We start from the raw sequence: 17,227 nt of genomic DNA on the forward strand, positions 1-17,227 counted from the left end.
CTGGTCCGGCTTGCGGGCGTGCGGTCGGCGCGGAATCTCGGCAGCCTCGCCATGACCGACTCCATTCCCCTGTTTCCGTTCGCCGACTATTGGTGGCTCTACGGACTGTTCACGCTGTTCGTGCTGGGCATGCTCGCGCTCGATCTCGGGGTGTTTCACCGCCAGGCGCACGAGGTGCGCTTCAAGGAGGCGCTGGGCTGGAGCGCAGTCTGGATCACGCTCGCGCTGCTGTTCGGCTACGGGCTCTACCAGTATGCGCTCTACCAGTTCCCGCTCGATCCGCGGCTGGCCGGGCTCGATCACGCGGCGCTGGCGAGGCAGACCGGGCTCGAATACCTCACGGGCTTCGTCGTCGAAAAATCGCTGTCGGTGGACAACATCTTCGTGTTCGTCGTCGTGTTCGGCTACTTCGCGGTGCCGCTGAAATACCAGCATCGCGTCCTCTTCTACGGCATCCTCGGCGCGCTCGTGTTTCGCGTGATCTTCATCGCGCTGGGCGCGGTGCTGATGAAATTCCACTGGGTGATCTGGCTCTTCGGCGGCTTCCTCGTGCTGACCGGTTGCAAGATCTTGTTCGCGCCCGAAAAGCCGATCGAGCCGGAGAAAAATCCGTTCATTCGCCTGCTGCGGCGCCTGATGCCCGTGACCGCGCAGCTGCACGGCCAGAGCTTCTTCGCGAAACTCGACGGCGCGTGGCATGCGACGCCGCTGCTCGTGTGCCTCGTGTTTCTCGAGGTGACGGACATCGTCTTCGCGGTGGACAGCGTGCCGGCGATCTTCGCGCTGACGAAGGAGCCGTTGGTGGTGTTCACCTCGAACATCTTCGCCATCCTCGGACTGCGCGCGCTGTTCTTCCTGCTCGCGGGCGTCATGCACAAGTTCCGCTTCCTGAAATACGGGCTCGGGCTGATCCTGATCTTCGTCGGCCTGAAGATGGTGTGGCTGAACGACGCCTTCGGCGGCAAGTTCCCCATCGGCTGGTCGCTCGGCCTCATCGGGGCGTTGCTCGCGGGCGCGATCGCCGCTTCGCTGCTGATTCCGGCCCGACCGGCGCCGGCGGGGACAAACCGCACTTGAGAGCCCGCCGCTCCGGTCCACATTTTTCTCCCGTGCCCTTTTCTGCGTATTCCTCGCCGCACGACCCGCTGCGCCGTTTGTCGGACGACCTCCACGCGCTCTCCGTCGCCTTCAGCGACCATGCGGTGACGCTCGGGGAGGTGATGGGAAAACTGGGCGCGCGCGCGTCCGCGCTGCTCATCGTGGTGTGCAGCCTGCCGTTCTGCTCGCCGGTCACGATTCCGGGCCTGTCGACGCCGTTCGGGCTCGTGATCCTGATCCTCGCGCTGCGCTTCGCGGCCGGTTTGCCGCCCTGGTTGCCGGCGCGCCTGCGCGACGTGAAACTGCCGCCGAAATTCTTCGCGCGCGTCCTCGAGGCGGGCAGCAGGATCGTCGGCTGGATCGAGCGCCAGCTGCGGCCGCGATGGGATTGGCTGTCGGACGCGCCGTGGAAAATCCGCCTGCACACGCTGGTCGTGGCCGCGGCCGCGGTGTTGCTGCTCCTGCCTTTGCCGCCGGTGCCGCCGCTCACGAACACGTTGCCGGCGCTCGTGATCGTCGTCCTCACCATGAGCCTGCTTGAACGCGACGGCTTCGGCATCGCGGCGGGCTACACGCTTTTCGTGGGCACGGTGGGCTATTTCGCATTCTGGGCGACGGTGATCGTGGAGGCGGTGCGCCGCATCCTCGAGCGTTTGGGCGGCTGATCAGGTGCCGCGCCGGTTGCCGTAGAGCTCGACGTGCAGGCGGTGCGCGTAGCGGTAGCCGCGCGCCTTGCACAATTCGCTCAACCAGCCCGCGCGCGCGCGGAGCGTCTCGAGCGTCGTGCCCTCGGGCATGAGCAGGACCTTGTGTGGCGGCACGACGCAGAGCGTGTCGCGCAACAGTTCCTCGATCTCGGCCACGTCGGCCTCGTCGCGGACGACGAGCTTCAATTGGTAGTCGCCCGCCGCGATCCATGCCGCGATCACTTCGGGCTGCCGGCGCAGCGCCTCGTGTTTCCGCCGCCAGGTGTCGTCCAGGCGCGAATCGGGCGCGGAGTGCGCGAGCTTCGGGCTGAGTGAGGCGAGGTCGAACGCGATGCCGCGTGGCGGCACGGTCGCCGCCGTCTCGATCGTGATGTGGTAACCGCGTTCCTTCAGCTGAAACGCCAGCTCGTGGATCTCCGGCGCGATCATCGGCTCGCCGCCGGTCAACACGACGTGCTTGGCCGGATACCGGGCGATCTCCGCGAGGATTTGGTCGACGCCCAGCTGCGTGCCCTCGGGCGACCACGAGGCGTAGGGGGTGTCGCACCAGTTGCAGCGGAGATTGCACCCGCTCGTGCGCACGAACACCGACGGCACGCCGACGAGTTCGCCCTCGCCTTGGATGGAATGGAAAATTTCGGAGATCAGCATGACCGGCGTGAGCTTTCAGCGATCAGCGTTCAGCTGTCCGCTTTCGGTTGGCTGTTTTTGTTTGGCTGATCGCTGTCAGCTGACGGCTGAACGCTGCGCGGAGCGCTCGGCAGCGGCGGCGTGGCCTCGTAAACAGTCGGATCGACCAGCCCGGCTTGCTGGAACGCCTCGCGGCGCTCGACGCATGTGCCGCATTTGCCGCAGTGCACGGCGCCGCCCTTGTAGCACGACCACGTCTGCGCGAAATCCACGCCGAGGCGCGCGCCCTCGGCGGCGATCTGGCCCTTCGTCAAGGCGATGAACGGTCGCAGCAACTCGATGCCCGCATAGGTGCCGAGCCGCAGCGCATCGCCCATCGCGCGCATGAAATCCTCGCGGCAATCCGGATAGATCGTGTGGTCGCCCGTGTGCGCGGCGATCACGAGGCCGGTCGCCTCGGCGCTCTCGGCAAAACCGCCGGCGACCGCGAGCATGATGCCGTTGCGGAACGGCACGACGGTGCGCTTCATGTTGTCGGCCGCGTAATGTCCCTCGGGAATCTCGCCGCCGCTCTGCAGCAAGTCCGACGTGAAATGCTCGCCGATAAACGCCAGCGGCACCACCACGTGCCGCACGCCGAGCGCCCGCGCGTGCGCCGCCGCGAACGGCAACTCGGAGGCGTTGTGCTTCGAGCCGTAGTCGAAACTCAGCACCGCGCGCACGTCGTGCTCGCGCCGCGCCCAATGGAGCGCGGTCACGGAATCCATCCCGCCGGAGCAGAGCACGACGACTTTCATGGCAGCAGTTGGCCACAAAAAGCGCGGAAAGCTCAAAAACAAACTGCACAGGAGCGAGGGAAACGGGTAGGGCGCGGACTCCGCTCCGCGCCGAGACTCGCCGCCGCGCCAGCGCCTCGTTGCCATGGGTCACCTTTGCGCCTTCTGTGCTTTTTGTGGCCCTTTCCTCTCGCCCCCTGATCATCGCCCATCGCGGCGCCTCCGCCGAGCGGCCGGAGAACACTCTCGCCGCCTTCCGGCGCGCGCTGGCACTGCGGGTCGACGGCATCGAGCTCGACGTGCACGTCACCCGCGACGGCGTGCCGGTGGTCTTCCACGACGCCGACCTGCGCCGCCTCACCGGCGTGCGCGGGCGCATCGCATCGCGCACATGGCGCGAGCTGCGTCCGCTGCGCGTGCGCGGCGTGGAGCCGATCCCGCGCCTCGTCGACGTCCTGCGCCTGACCCGGGGCCGTTGCGTCGTGCAGATCGAGCTCAAGGCCGGTGTGCCGGTCGCGCCCGTCGTGCGCGCCGTGCAGGCCGCGCGCGCCTCCGACGCCGTGATCCTCGCTTCGTTTTCCGCCGCCCTCGTCCGGGACGCGCGGCGCCTCGCTCCGGCCATCCCGCGCATGTTGATCTCGGAAGGACGCGCCGCGCCTGCCGCGCTCGTGCGCCAGCTCGCGGCCTGCGACGCTGCCGGCCTGAGCGTGAATCACCGGGCGATTTGCTCCGCGGCGTGGGTGCGCGGGATAACTTCCCGGGGCTTTGGCGTGTGGTCGTGGACGGTGAACGAGGCGCACGTCGCCCGCCAGTTGGCGGGGTGGGGTGTGGGCGGCCTCCTCGGCGACAATCCGGCCTTGCTGCGCGCGGCGGTTTAGGCTTTTTCTGCGGCCTTCCTTCCGTCCGTAGGCGGACACAGTTCATGATTCTCTTTCACGACTCATCTTGCGTTGGCTATGGCTCGCACATGCGGCCGGAACAGCCCGCGCGCATCGCTCGCACCGTCCCGCATCTTCAGAACGCGCACCCCGATTGGGAGTGGCGGGTGCCGGGGCAATTTGACGACGCCGTCCTCCTGCGCGCCCACACGGCGGCCCTTCTCAAACGCATCGAGGAGCCGGCGGACATCGACGAGGACACGCCGCACTTTCCCGGCATCGCGCAACACGCCCGCCGTTCCGTAGCGGCCGCGCTCGACGCCACCGCCGCTGCGCTCGCGGGCCAGCGCGCCTTCGCGCTGATGCGCCCGCCCGGCCATCACTGCACGCGCAACCAGGCGATGGGTTTTTGTTACCTCAACCAGGTCGCCGTCGCCGCGCTCGAGGCCCAGGCCAACCGCGGCGTCCGCGTGGCGGTCTGGGATTTCGACGCGCATCATGGCAACGGCACCGAGGACATCCTCGAGGGCAAACCCGGCGTCTTCTTCGCCTCGGTGCACCAGATTCCCGGCTATCCCGGCACCGGCACGCGCTCGACGGTGAATTGCCGCAATTTCCCCGTGAAACCGCACACGCCCCGCGAATTCCACCTCGGCGAACTCGCCCGCTCGTGGGAGGCGGTGCAGGCCTTCAAGCCCGACCTCGTGCTCGTCTCCGCCGGCTTCGACGCCTTCGAGGGCGACCCGATCACCGAGATGACGCTCGCACTCGACGACTTCGCCGAGCTCGGCCGCTGGCTCCGCCAAAGCGGACTGCCCGCCGCCGCCGTGCTCGAGGGCGGCTACAGCGACCAACTCCCGCAACTCATCGACGCGTTCCTCACCGCCTGGAACCAGTGAAAATTTCGCCGCGTGCATACGATACCGCATTACCGACTCCTCGATAAAGCCGACCAATTCGAGCCGCTCTACGCCGCGCTCGATCGCGTCGACGAAATCGCCCTCGATACCGAAGCGGACAACCTCTTCCGCTACCGCACCAAGGTCTGCCTGCTGCAGATCCTCGCCGGCGGCGAGATCTTCCTCGTCGACTTGCTCGCCGATCTGCCGCTAGAGCCGCTCTGGCAACGCCTCGCCACCAAGCACCTCGTGATGCACGGCAGCGATTACGACCTGCGCCTGCTGCGCGGGCTCTGCGATTTCCGGCCGCGCAGCCTCTTCGACACCATGTTCGCCGCGCAGCTGCTCAACATCCCGCGCTTCGGCCTCGCCGCGCTCCTCGAACAGCACTTCGGCATCAAGCTCGACAAGGATCACCAGAAGGCGAACTGGTCGCAACGCCCCCTCGATCGCGACATGCTCGATTACGCCGCGATGGACGTGCACTTCCTGTTCGGCCTGCGCGACAAACTCACCGAGCAACTCGCCGCGCTCGGCCGCGTCGAGTGGCAGAAGCAGAAATGCCAGTGGCAGATTGACGTCGCCGGCGAAGGCTTCGCCGGCCCGGACGAAAATTCCTGGCGCGTCGGCGGCTCCGAGAAACTCGGCGGCCGCGGCCTCGCCGTCCTCTACCAAGTCTGGCACTGGCGCGAACGCTGGGCCGAGAAGCTCGACACGCCGCCCTTCAAGGTCACCGGCAACGAAATGCTCATGCGCATTGCCCGCGCCGCCGATGACGGCGCGCCGGTCGCCAAGGCGCTCGAGGTCCACCTCGGCCGCCGCCACGACCGTCTTTTCCCGAGCCTCGCCGAGGCCGTGCGTCACGGCTTCGCCACCGATCCGCGTTCGCTCCCGCGCCGCGAGCGCCGCCGCGAATTCGCGCCACTCACGCCCGAGGAACTGTCGCGCCAGGACAAGATCAAGGCCGACCGCGACCGCCTCGCCCAAAGCCTCAATCTCGATCCCACGATGATCGCCACCCGCTCGCAGCTCGTGCAGGTCGCGCGCAGTCCCGCGACGATCGACGCCGTGCTCCTTCCCTGGCAGGCTCAGCTCCTGAAAGGCGAGCCTGCGTGGAAAGGCTGAGCCAATCATGCACCGCCGACTGTATTCTCGCGCGGCAGCGCGGGTAGGGCGCGACCTCCGGGCGCGCCGCGATGCGGAAGCTAGCCGCGCGTCGCGCATCCGATGACCGACTCCGCCAACATTGCCCGCCACCTGCCGCTGATGGCGGCGCGACAGCCCGATCATCCCGCCGTCAAGATCCCGCGCGGCCGCACGCGCGACGGCCGCATCGATTACCTCGCGCTCTCCTTCCGCGAACTCGACGCGGAAGTCGACGCCTGGGTCGCGCACCTCGCGGCCAAAGGCGTGCGCCGCGGCGACCGCGTGCTCGTGATGGTGCGCCAAGGCCTGCCGCTCATCGCCGCGGCCTTTGCGCTCTTCAAGCTCGGCGCCGTGCCGGTCATCATCGATCCCGGCATGGGCAAGGAGAGTTTCCTCGCCTGCGTCGCCCGCTCGCGTCCGCGCTTGTTGCTCGGCATCCCGCTCGCGCAGTTCTTCAGCTACCTCCACCGCGCCGCGTTTTCATCCATCGAAGTGCGCGTCTGGGTCAGCGGTTCCGCGACCGCGCGCGCGCCGAAATCCGAAATCCAGAATCCCAAATCGGAAATGGTGAGCAGCGATGCCGCCGATCTGGCGGCGGTGCTGTTCACCTCCGGCTCCACCGGTGCGCCGAAAGGCGTTTGCTACGAACACGGCATGTTCGACGCGCAGGTGCGGCTCGTGCGCGCCACCTACGACATTCAACCGGGCGAAGTCGACCTGCCGATGCTGCCGATCTTCGCGCTCTTCAACCCTGCGCTCGGCATGACCACCGTCGTGCCCGAGATCGATCCGTCGCGCCCCGCGACCGTCGACCCCGCGAAGATCATCCAGGCGATCCAGCAGGAAAAAGTGACGAACTCCTTCGGCTCGCCGACGCTCTGGCGCAAGATCGCCGCGCACGCGAAGGAGCAGGGCGTCACGCTTCCGACCATGAAGCGCGTCCTCATGGCCGGCGCGCCCGTGCCGCCCGGACTGTTCGCCGATGTGCAGGCACTCCTGTCGAACGGTTCAGCCCACAGCCCCTACGGCGCCACCGAGTCGTTGCCCATCGCGTCGATCGCCGCCGCCGAAGTGCTGGGCGAAACCAGTGTCGCCTCGCTCGCCGGCGCCGGCACGTGCGTCGGTCGCCCAGTGCCCGAGGTCGAAGCGAAGATCATCGCTCTCACCGACGCCCCGCTCGCCACTTTCTCCGAGGCCCGCGAACTCCCACCCGGCGAAATCGGCGAGATCATCGTGCGCGGCCCGGTCGTCACCAAACTCTACGACGCCCTCCCGGAGGCCACCGCCGCCGCCAAGATCGCCGACTCTCCGCTCGGCTCCGCCGCCGCCGTCTGGCACCGTATGGGCGACGCCGGCTACATCGACACGAAGGGCCGCCTCTGGTTCGTCGGCCGCAAGGCCGAGCGGGTCGAGATGCGCGACGGCACACTGTTCCCCGATCAAGTCGAACCGATCTTCAACCAGCATCCCGACGTTCGGCGCACCGCCCTCGTCGGTCTCGGCCCGCGCGGCGAACAGCGCCCGGCCATCGTCGCGGAGCCGACTTCGCGCGAAATCGTCGCCACGCCGTCGCTGCGCCGGAAGCTCGTGCGCGAGCTGCGCGCGCTCGGAGTCGGACGCCCGCAAACGGACCGCATCCGGCTCGCGTTCCTGCACCCCGGTTTCCCGGTCGACGTGCGGCATAACGCCAAAATCCACCGCCTCACGCTCACCAAGTGGGCGGAACACACGACCGGCTACGAACTCGACAAGCGCGACGTGTCGCTCGAGTCGTTGAAACGATGATCCGCCCTCCAAGCCGCCGCTTTAGTCGTAGGGGCGCAGTCTTGCTGCGCCCTCGCGGCGAGCAGCGGACAATCATCTCCGTTTCGGTCATCGCGAGCTCGGCAAAGCCGGGTGAGGCGATTCGGTTGACCGCTTCCGCGCCATGACCGACGCGGTCTTCATCACCGGTGCGAGCGGCTTCATCGGCGGCAAAATCGCCGAGCGTCTTCTCGCCGCCGGCCGTGAAGTGCGCGTGCTCGCCCGCCGTCCGTTGCCGGACCTCGAGCAACTCGGCGCGCGTGTCGTCCGCGGCGACCTCGACGACACCGCCGCACTCGCACGCGGCATGGAGGGCGCCGGCACGGTTTTCCATGTCGCCGGCCGCGTCGGCGTCTGGGGGCCGGACGCCGATTTTTTCCGCGTCAACGTCGAGGGCACGCGGCACGTGATCGCGGCGTGCCGCGCCGCGCGTGTGCCGCGCCTCGTCTACACGAGTTCGCCGAGCGTCGTCTTCAACGGCGGCGATCTCGCCGGCGTCGACGAGACCGCGCCGCTCTGCACGCACGCGCCGTGCGCCTATCCCACGAGCAAGGCCGCCGCCGAGCGCCTCGTCTCCGCCGCCAACGACGCGACGTTCGCGACCGTCTCGCTCCGCCCGCATCTCGTCTGGGGGCCGGGCGACAAGAACATCATCCCGCGCGTGCTGAAACTCGCCCGCTCCGGCCGCCTGAAGATCATCGGCCCCGGCCGCAATCTCGTCGATTGCACCCACATCGCCAACGTCGTCGACGCCCACCTCCTCGCCGAGCACGCCCTCGCCCATTGTAACCTATTAGGTTACATTCCATCCCCCGACTCCGAGCGGACCCACGACGATTGTAACCTAATAGGTTACAATCCCTCTGCTGCCGCTACGGCGCGCGACCCGCGCGGCAAAGCCTATTTCGTCACCAACGGCGAACCGATCGTGCTCTGGGACTGGATCAACGAGCTCCTCCGCGGACTCGGCGAGCCGCCCGTGATAAAACACATCTCGCTCGCGACCGCCTACCGCGCCGCCGGCGTGCTGGAATTCCTCTGGCGCGTGCTGCCGTTGCAAGGCGAGCCGCCCACGACGCGCTTCGTGGTCAAGGAGCTGGCGACGGACCACTGGTTCAAGATCGACGCCGCGCGCCGCGACCTCGGCTACGCCCCGCGCATGACAATGAGCGCCGGCACGGCGGAGCTCATCGCGCACTACCGCGCGGGGAACGCGTTCTAGGCGTCCCGCTGCCGCACGGCTTCGAAGAGTGTAATGATGGTCGCCATGGCGACGTTGAGCGAGTCGGCCTGACCGGCCATCGGGATGCGCACGAGCACATCGGCGCCCTTCATCCAGAACTCGCTCAGGCCGTATTGCTCGCTGCCCATGACGACGGCGAGCGGGCCGCGCAGGTCGGTCTGCGTGTAGAGATTTTCGGTGTGCGGCGTGGTGGCGGCAGTGCGAATGCCCTTCGCCTTCAGCCACGCGTGCACCGTCGCGGAGTCGGCGACGACGACCGGCACGGAGAATAGCACGCCGGTGGAGGCGCGCACGACGTTCGGATTGAAAAGGTCGGTCACCGCATCGCACAGGATGAGTGCATCGCAACCCGCCGCGTCGGCGCTGCGCAGGATGGTGCCGAGATTGCCGGGCTTCTCGATCGATTCGCAGACGAGCAGGAACGGCGTGGTGCCGAGCGGCAGGTCGTCGAGCGAGCGTTTCCACTGCGGGGCGACGGCGAGCAAGCCATCCGGACGTTCGCGATAGGCACACTTGGCGAAGGAGTCCTTCGACAACTCGAAGAGCTGCGCGCCGGCCTGCTGCGCCTGTTCGATCAGTGCGGGCTCATTTTCGCCCAGAAACCAGTCGGGCGCGAAATAGAGCTCCTTGAGCTTCACGCCCTTCTCGAGCGCGCGGCGCACCTCCCGGTAGCCCTCGACGAGAAACAGACCCGCTTCGTCGCGCGCGCGCCGCTCGCGCAGGCGCACGAGCTGTTTCACGCGCGGATTCTGGAGGCTGGTGATTTTTTCGACGAAAGGGCCCACGGCACACACGGAACACACGGAAAAGAGCCCCAGCAATTTCCTTTTACCGGCCCATTCCGTGTGTTCTGTGTGTGCCGTGGGCAAAAAGAAGAAGTTCAACGACCATCCCTTCCCGTATCGCACCGAGATCGAGCTGGAGATCTCCACGCTCACCAACCTCGGCGTCGGCCTTGGGCGCGTCGAGCGCGAGGGCGGGCGCTGGGTCGTGATGGTGCCCTTCACCCTGCCGGGCGAGCGCGTGAAGGCCCGCGTCTACCGCAACCATAAGAATTTCTCCGAGGCCGATCTGCTCGAGGTGCTCACGCCGTCGCCGCACCGCATCGCACCGCGCTGCGAGCTCTTCGGTCGCTGCGGCGGCTGCCAATATCAGCATCTGACCTACGCCGAACAGCTGGTTTGGAAGCGCCGACAGGTCGAGGAGCTGCTCCGGCACATGGCGGACGTCGAATTTCCCGTCGCGCCGGTCATCGGTTCGCCGCGCGAGTTCGGCTACCGCTCGAAGATCACGCCGCATTTTCAAGTGCGCGGAATGCGGAGCGCGGAGCGCGGAACGCCGGGTCAGCCCGGTGCCGGTGTGGCAGGAGCGGCCGGCGATCACGTCGCCTCGCCCGCACTCGAGACGCCTATCGGTTTTCTCAAGCAGGGCACGCGCTTCGAGCTCGTTGACGTGCCGGCGTGCCCCATCGCCACGCCCGAGATCAACGCGAAACTCCCCGAAGTCCGCGCGCGCACGCACCAGCGGCTCGCGGCGGGCGAGTTCAAGCGCGACGCCACGCTGCTCCTCCGCCACGCGCAGGAAGGCGTGATCACCGACTACGACGCGGTGATTCACGAAGTTGTCGCCCCGGGAGATTGTAACCTATTAGGTTACAAGCAGGAGGTAGCTAGAGCGGACGCGAGGGAGGATTGTAACCTAATAGGTTACAAGGCCTCGGGGGCGCCGCTGCGGCTGCACTTTCTCGCGCGCGATTTCTTCCAGAACAACCCGTTCATCCTGCCGGCGTTCACCGGCTATGTGCGCGAGCAGGCGCGAGCGAGCGGGGCGCGCTTCCTCGTCGACGCCTACTGCGGCAGCGGACTGTTCGCGCTGAGTTGCGCGCCGGCGTTCGAGCGGGTGGCGGGCGTGGAAGTGAGCGAGACCTCGGTGAAGTTCGCCCGCGAGAACGCTGCGGCCAACGGCATCGCCAACGCGACTTTCTCCGCTGGCGACGCCGCGACGATCTTCGCCGGACTCGACGCGGGCTTCGCACCGGCCGACACCGCCGTGGTGATCGACCCGCCGCGCAAGGGGTGCGACGAATCGTTCCTCGCGCAGCTGTTCACGTTCGGTCCGCGCGCGGTCGTCTACGTCTCGTGCGACCCGGCGACGCAGATGCGCGACCTGAAGAGCTTCCTCGCCGCCGGCTACGAGCTGACGGCGGTGCAGCCATTCGACTTGTTCCCGCAGACACGCCACCTCGAGTGCGTGATCACGCTGCGCCGGCGCGCCGGTTGAGAAGGCACCGGCGCGGGAGCGCGGATGGTCCCGGGTGCACTGCGCATTCATTGCGCGTCGGAATTTCATGGCAAGTTGCGCGGAGCACGCGACCTCGCATGAGGCTATGATGAGCGCATGAAATTGCTGAGCGCCTTGCTGCCCCTGATCGCCTGGCCCTTGGTCCTGTCGGCCCAATCAACCGTCACGGACAGCTTTTCCGGGAATTCCGGCCTGTGGGAGGCGGATGTGACAACGGGAGGCGGAGCGTTCACAATCAGTGGCGGCGTGCTGAATTTCACCAGCGGGGCACTTTCCACAGGCAATACGGCATCGGCGCAGCGCGATTGGACGGCGTCCCTCTCGGCTGCCGCAAACTGGTCGGCACGGGTCGATCTCGGCACGGGTGCGACGATGGTGGCGGGCCAGATCACGCGCTGGACGTTCATCGCGGCCGCCCTGACGAATCCCTCGCCCGACGACTACCTCTCAGGACAGGTGGTGCATTCCTACCAGCAGGACCCGTTTCGAACAATCCTCGGCACTCCCTATATCAATGGCGCGGCGGGGACCACCGACCAGTCTTCCGCCAATGCGGCGATGATCACGTTCCTCTTTTCCTTTGATGCCACGACGCACCTTCTGACGCTCAGCTACGATACGGATGGGGTGACCGGCACGGATAATTTCACCACGCTCACGACGGTGAATACCGCCACGGCATGGGGGCTCACCAGCAGCGACAATTTCGGGTTGCGCCTGATGGCAAGCAATGTCGCGAACGGGATGCCGAGCAGCGCATTCGGCGACGGAGTCATGACCGCTGACAATTTCAGCACCACCGTGGCGGTGCCCGAGCCGTCGACCGCTGCCGCACTTTGTGGAACCCTTGCGCTGCTCACCGCCCTGTGGCGGCGCCGCGCAGACAACAACGCACCTATGCGCTAACGCCCCGATCCCCGCGTGATCGTCAGGCCGTTAAAGTTGAAGGCGCCGGTTCACTCCGGCGCCTGAACTTTTCGAGCGGGGACGCGCGCTCAGGACTTGTTTTCGTTCACCCAGTCGATGAACGCGTTGTAGAGCGGGTAGAACACGGTGTCGTCGTTCACGCCCTTCCACATGAAATCCATCTTCACCTCGGCAACGAATACCTCGGCGGCGGTGTCTGCCCGGATCACCTTCAGCTGGGCGTAGCTGGTGCGTCCCTCCTCACGCACCTGTGGGCGCAGAACGAGGAAGGGCTGGTAGTTGTCAGCGATTTTCTTCCACGACAGGAGGTTTGTCACATCGCTCACGATCTCGCTTTTGCCCTCCTTGATGAGCAGCTGCTCCATGTCCTCGCGGTTCACCACCTTCTCGAAATAGCCGAACTTGACCGTCTGGTCCTTGAAGAACTTCCCGCCGAGCGTGAGGATCAGCCGCCGGTAGTTTTGCACCGGCACCTTCTCGCTTTTCACCACCGAGGCCTTGATCGAGCCGTAGACCGATTCGGTCTTGATCCGGCCGGTGGCGGGATCGATTTCTTTGGCCTCTCCGAATGTGGAGCAACCACTGATGAGCAGCGAAAGCGCGCTGCCGAGGACGATGAGCAGACAGGAACGACGAATGAGCATGGGATTGGGTGGTGATACGATGGTAGCAACAGGCCCAGCCGGCTTGGCCCAAAGGCGGCGGACAATCGGAGAAAATTGCGAAGACTTGAAATCGAGATCAACCCCGTTCCGACCGGGAACGGATGCCGCACACACGACGCGCAGCGTAATCGGACGAAGTGCGGAATTTGGCTTTTCACCACAGGTGCTCCGGGAATTCTGGAGCGGAGGCTTGGGCCGGCCTCCGCAACTCCATTGAAAATGACTCCTGTGCGTTCGCCCTTTCTCCAACGGCTTCTGGGTTGCCTTGCCCTGAGTGTCGCCGCGACGGTGTTCTCCGGTTGCGCGACGACTTGGAGCGAAGGGCAGAAAGCCAAGCTGGCTTCGATTGCGGTGGAACCGCCAAGCGCACCAGCCGGCACATATCAGAAACCGGACGCGACCGACTCGCCCGGCATGGCGCAGGGTATTCCGCAGTTCACCGGTGGCGGCCTGCTTCCCGCGTTGATTGGATCGGCGATCGACGCCTCGGTGACGTCCAAACAACAAAAGAAATTCGAGTCCAAAGACGGGCACACGTTTCCCGCCCTCGCTGAGGCTCTCGCTCAGGTGCCGACGACTCAACTCGGAGAAGCGCTGCGTAGCGCGCTGGCAAAACACGAGTTTTTCGGCTCCCGGGTCAGCGATCGAGGCAGGGCGCGCATCAGCACGGAGATAGTGCGCTACGGATTTCAGAAATCGCCGCTCTCCAAGAGCGAGGATGACATCCTTCTTCGCGTGCGTCTTACGGGTCGAGCCACTCTGACTACGGCGGACGGTGAGATTCTCTGGTCAGGTGTGATTTCGGGCGTTGCATCGCAAGCGCGACCGGCTGAGGGGCTCGCGAGCGATGCGGCTTTCATCGCCGAGAATATCCGGGAAGCAGCCGAGGATTTCGCGCAGCAACTGCTTGTAGAGTGGGACATCCAGCTCGGACTGCGAAAGCCTCATTATCAGCGCTGAGCGGGGCTCTCGCGGCTTGTAGCAATTCGCGGGGCTCTTGACGCAGCTCAAGGCCACGCGCGGCGCGTTGCGGTAGTTTGGCGGCACGGCGGACGGTCCCACTCGGGAACGCGGCCGGCTCCCCGCATGAAACCAAACTACTTCAAACTGTGGCTCGCGTTCGCGACCGTCACCCTCGGTTCGCTCGCCGTGCTCGGATATTACGGCGTGCAAATTTGGCAGCACAAGCCGCCGGTCCCGGAACGCGTCGTCGACGCGAGCGGGCGCGTGCTCATGACCGGCGAGCAAATCCAGGACGGCCAGAGCGTCTGGCAATCCATCGGCGGCCAGCAGTTGGGCAGCGTCTGGGGTCACGGCTCCTACGTGGCGCCGGACTGGTCGGCGGATTACGTGCACCGCGAGGCGTTGTTCATGATGGAACAGCGGGCGCGCGCGACGCTCGGGCGCGGGTATGCCGAGGTGACGAGCGAACAGCAGGCGGCGATCCAGCGCTGGGTGCAGACGGAGATTCGCCGCAACGACTACGACGAGGCCACGCGCACGCTGACGCTTTCGCCGGAGCGCACGACGGCCGTCGCGGCGCTCGGGCGTTATTACGGCGCGATCTTCGGTCGCGCCGAGGCGTTTCCCGACGATGTGCGCTGGCTCGCCGACGCGGGCAAGTCGCCGGCGGGACTGCGCGAGGCTTACGCGATCGCGACGGACACGATCAAGGATCCGGCACGGCAGGAGCTGATGAACCATTTCTTTTTCTGGGCGGCGTGGTCGTGCAGCACTTCGCGCCCCGGCCTCAAGGCCGGCGACGTCGACCTGACTTATACCAGCAACTGGCCGTATGAACCGCTCGTGGGCAACCGCGCCACGGGCTCGATGGTGATGTGGTCGCTCGTGAGTTTCGTGCTTCTACTCGCCGGCATCGGTGCGCTCGTCTGGTATCGCGCCCGCGCGCACGAAGAGGAGCCGCCGCAGGCGCCCGCGACGAATCCGTTTGCCGGCCTCGTGCTCACGCCTTCGATGCGGGCGACGCTGAAATACTTCTGGGTCGTGGCGGCGCTGATCGTCGTGCAGGTCGTGCTCGGCGCGGTGACGGCGCACTATGGCGTCGAGGGCAAGGGCTTCTACGGCATCCCGCTGGCGGAGTGGCTGCCTTACTCGGTGACGCGCACCTGGCACACGCAGATCGGCATCTTCTGGATCGCGACGGCGTGGCTGGCGACGGGCCTGTTCATCGGACCGGCGGTGTCCGGCTACGAGCCGAAGTTCCAGCGCCTCGGCGTGAACTTCCTCTTCGGCTGCCTGCTTGTGATCGTCGTCGGCACACTCTTCGGCACTTGGTATGCGACGCGGCAGCGCCTCGGTCTCGCGGCGAATTTCTGGTTCGGCCACCAAGGTCTGGAATACGTGGACCTCGGCCGCTTCTGGCAGCTGTTCCTGTTTGTCGGTTTGTTCCTGTGGCTCGGACTCGTCGTGCGCTCCATCGCGCCGGCGCTGCGCAATCCCGGCCCGAACCGCCACCTGCTGGTGCTGTTCCTCGTCGCGTCGGGCGCCATCGGCTTGTTCTACGGCGCGGGCCTGATGTGGGGCCAGCGCACGCACCTCGCGATCACGGAATACTGGCGCTGGTGGGTCGTGCACCTCTGGGTCGAGGGTTTCTTCGAGGTCTTCGCGACGGTCGTGATCACATTCTTGTTTACCCGTCTCGGCCTGTTGCGGCTCGCGAGTGCGACGGCGGCGGTCATCGGTTCGTGCACGATCTTCCTCTTCGGCGGCATCATCGGCACGATGCATCACCTCTATTTCACGGGCACGCCGCTCAGTGTGCTGGCGCTCGGCGCGGTGTTCAGCGCGCTCGAAGTCGTGCCGCTCACGCTCGTGGGCCTCGAGGCGGCGGAGAACATGAAGCTCCTGCAGGGTCGCGCGTGGCTCGCGACGTTTCGCTGGCCGGTGAAGTTCTTCGTCGCGGTCGCGTTCTGGAATCTCGTGGGCGCGGGCGTCTTCGGTTTCCTCATCAATCCGCCGATCGCGCTCTATTACATGCAGGGCCTCAATACGACGGCCGTGCACGGTCACACGGCGCTCTTCGGCGTCTACGGCATGCTCGGCATCGGGCTGATGCTGTTCACGCTGCGGCTCGCCGACCTGCGTCCGCAGTGGAACGAGCGCGCGCTGAACGTGGCCTATTGGTCGTTCAACGCCGGCCTCGTCCTCATGGTGGTGCTCTCGCTGTTGCCGATCGGCGTCCTGCAAACCATCGCGAGCATCGATCACGGGACGTGGTATGCGCGTTCGGCGGAATTTCTCGCGCAGCCGTTCATGGCGACGCTGCGCTGGTGGCGCACGCCGGGCGACGTGATCTTCGGCATCGGCGCGCTGGCGCTCGGGTGGTTTGTCTGCGGTCTGTGGACGGGTTGGTCGAAGCGCGGCGCCGTGGCGCCGGCCGCCGAGATGGACGCAGCGCAGGATGTGGAGCCGTGCGAGACGGCGCAGCGCTGAGTTTGCCGCGGGTGTGATTTCCAGCCGTGCGTCCGGAATCGGCGCACGGCTGCGCTTTGGGCCGGCGTCGGGCGCGGGGACGGGCAATCCGGTTTTGACTGGCGTGGGCCGGCCTGTGTTCGATGGGCGCGTGCTCTCGGAGTTTTTCCAGGATCGCGCGGCCCAGTTCGTCTCCGGCACGATGAGTGCAGCGGAGCGCGAGAGCTTTGAGGTCATCGTTGCGTTCGACGCGGAGCTCGGCGCGCATGTGTCGGCGCTGCAGGAGGCCGCGAGTGCGTTGACGCCGTGGCCGCGGCGCAGCGACGGGACGCTGCCGATCGAGTTGAAGGCGCGCATCCTGGCTGCGGTGGATTCCTGGCCGCAGCAGCGCGAGCGCGAGGCGTTCGTGGTGACCGATCCGGCGGGGCGCGTCGAGTGGGTGAACGATGCGTTCACGGCGTTGTGCGGCTACACGCTCGACGAGCTGCGCGGGCGCAAGCCGGGGGCGTTGCTCCAGGGCGCGGAGACCGATCGTGCGGCGGTCGGCCGGCTCCGCGGGGCGCAACGCGCGGGCGTCGGCTGCAACGTGGAGCTGGTGAACTATCACAAGGACGGCTCGCGCTACCGCGTGGCGGTGCGGATGAGCCCGTTCCTCGACGAGGCGGGGACGCCGCGGTGGTTCGTCGCGCGCGAGCGGAAGCTGGCGTAGCGCGGTCCGTGCA

Annotated in this window: 16 protein-coding genes; 12 read left to right on the forward strand and 4 right to left on the reverse strand. The window is 66.7% G+C overall.

The window, feature by feature from the left end:
• Nucleotides 1–51 precede the first annotated feature (51 nt).
• Together KF715_12550 and KF715_12555 are read left to right on the forward strand one after the other, a co-directional pair.
• Nucleotides 52–1,077, forward strand: coding sequence for a TerC family protein (locus tag KF715_12550; GenBank protein ID MBX3737519.1), 1,026 nt, complete (start codon nt 52–54; stop codon nt 1,075–1,077).
• A gap of 32 nt (nt 1,078–1,109) precedes the next feature.
• Nucleotides 1,110–1,763, forward strand: a complete 654-nt coding sequence (locus KF715_12555; protein ID MBX3737520.1) for an exopolysaccharide biosynthesis protein — start codon at nt 1,110–1,112, stop codon at nt 1,761–1,763.
• On the opposite strand, the gene KF715_12560 is transcribed toward KF715_12555, so the two are convergent.
• Nucleotides 1,764–2,456 carry a 7-carboxy-7-deazaguanine synthase QueE gene (locus KF715_12560; protein ID MBX3737521.1) on the reverse strand — a complete coding sequence of 231 codons (693 nt, stop codon included), beginning with the start codon at nt 2,454–2,456 and terminating at the stop codon, nt 1,764–1,766.
• A gap of 29 nt (nt 2,457–2,485) precedes the next feature.
• The gene (queC, locus tag KF715_12565; protein ID MBX3737522.1) at nt 2,486–3,232 is read right to left on the reverse strand and encodes a 7-cyano-7-deazaguanine synthase QueC; all 747 of its coding nucleotides are present in this window, start codon (nt 3,230–3,232) and stop codon (nt 2,486–2,488) included.
• Nucleotides 3,233–3,387: 155 nt separating this feature from the next.
• Here queC and KF715_12570 point away from each other — a divergent pair, with 155 nt between their 5' ends.
• From KF715_12570 to KF715_12590, 5 genes are all read left to right on the forward strand, one after another.
• A complete protein-coding gene (locus KF715_12570; GenBank protein ID MBX3737523.1) occupies nt 3,388–4,089 on the forward strand; it encodes a glycerophosphodiester phosphodiesterase in 702 nt (233 codons plus the stop codon).
• 89 nt (nt 4,090–4,178) lie between these two features.
• Nucleotides 4,179–4,988: a histone deacetylase gene (locus KF715_12575; GenBank protein MBX3737524.1), complete on the forward strand. Its 810-nt coding sequence runs from the start codon at nt 4,179–4,181 to the stop codon at nt 4,986–4,988.
• 12 nt (nt 4,989–5,000) lie between these two features.
• A complete protein-coding gene (locus tag KF715_12580) occupies nt 5,001–6,113 on the forward strand; it encodes an HRDC domain-containing protein (GenBank protein MBX3737525.1) in 1,113 nt (370 codons plus the stop codon).
• Between the two features lie 102 nt (nt 6,114–6,215).
• The gene (locus tag KF715_12585; GenBank protein ID MBX3737526.1) at nt 6,216–7,919 is read left to right on the forward strand and encodes an AMP-binding protein; all 1,704 of its coding nucleotides are present in this window, start codon (nt 6,216–6,218) and stop codon (nt 7,917–7,919) included.
• A gap of 142 nt (nt 7,920–8,061) precedes the next feature.
• A complete protein-coding gene (locus tag KF715_12590) occupies nt 8,062–9,159 on the forward strand; it encodes an NAD-dependent epimerase/dehydratase family protein (protein MBX3737527.1) in 1,098 nt (365 codons plus the stop codon).
• Here KF715_12590 and KF715_12595 read toward each other — a convergent pair.
• Nucleotides 9,156–9,965 carry an RNA methyltransferase gene (locus KF715_12595; protein ID MBX3737528.1) on the reverse strand — a complete coding sequence of 270 codons (810 nt, stop codon included), beginning with the start codon at nt 9,963–9,965 and terminating at the stop codon, nt 9,156–9,158. The two genes, KF715_12590 and KF715_12595, sit on opposite strands and share 4 nt — an antisense overlap.
• A gap of 67 nt (nt 9,966–10,032) precedes the next feature.
• Here KF715_12595 and KF715_12600 point away from each other — a divergent pair, with 67 nt between their 5' ends.
• Both KF715_12600 and KF715_12605 read left to right on the forward strand, forming a co-directional pair.
• On the forward strand, nt 10,033–11,460 hold the full coding sequence (locus KF715_12600) for a class I SAM-dependent RNA methyltransferase (GenBank protein MBX3737529.1): 1,428 nt from the start codon (nt 10,033–10,035) through the stop codon (nt 11,458–11,460).
• Nucleotides 11,461–11,577: 117 nt separating this feature from the next.
• On the forward strand, nt 11,578–12,387 hold the full coding sequence (locus KF715_12605; GenBank protein ID MBX3737530.1) for a PEP-CTERM sorting domain-containing protein: 810 nt from the start codon (nt 11,578–11,580) through the stop codon (nt 12,385–12,387).
• Between the two features lie 89 nt (nt 12,388–12,476).
• Here KF715_12605 and KF715_12610 read toward each other — a convergent pair whose 3' ends face one another.
• Nucleotides 12,477–13,052 carry a hypothetical protein gene (locus tag KF715_12610; protein MBX3737531.1) on the reverse strand — a complete coding sequence of 192 codons (576 nt, stop codon included), beginning with the start codon at nt 13,050–13,052 and terminating at the stop codon, nt 12,477–12,479.
• Nucleotides 13,053–13,292: 240 nt separating this feature from the next.
• Between KF715_12610 and KF715_12615 the strand changes: the two genes are divergently transcribed.
• From KF715_12615 to KF715_12625, 3 genes are all read left to right on the forward strand, one after another.
• Nucleotides 13,293–14,033 (forward strand): hypothetical protein, encoded by a 741-nt coding sequence (locus KF715_12615; protein ID MBX3737532.1) that lies wholly within the window; start codon nt 13,293–13,295, stop codon nt 14,031–14,033.
• A 126-nt stretch (nt 14,034–14,159) separates the two neighbouring features.
• A complete protein-coding gene (locus KF715_12620) occupies nt 14,160–16,526 on the forward strand; it encodes a nitric-oxide reductase large subunit (GenBank protein MBX3737533.1) in 2,367 nt (788 codons plus the stop codon).
• A gap of 103 nt (nt 16,527–16,629) precedes the next feature.
• Nucleotides 16,630–17,214: a PAS domain-containing protein gene (locus KF715_12625; GenBank protein MBX3737534.1), complete on the forward strand. Its 585-nt coding sequence runs from the start codon at nt 16,630–16,632 to the stop codon at nt 17,212–17,214.
• Nucleotides 17,215–17,227: the final 13 nt, after the last annotated feature.

The organism is Candidatus Didemnitutus sp., assembly GCA_019634575.1.
Taxonomy (GTDB): Bacteria; Verrucomicrobiota; Verrucomicrobiia; order Opitutales; family Opitutaceae; genus Didemnitutus.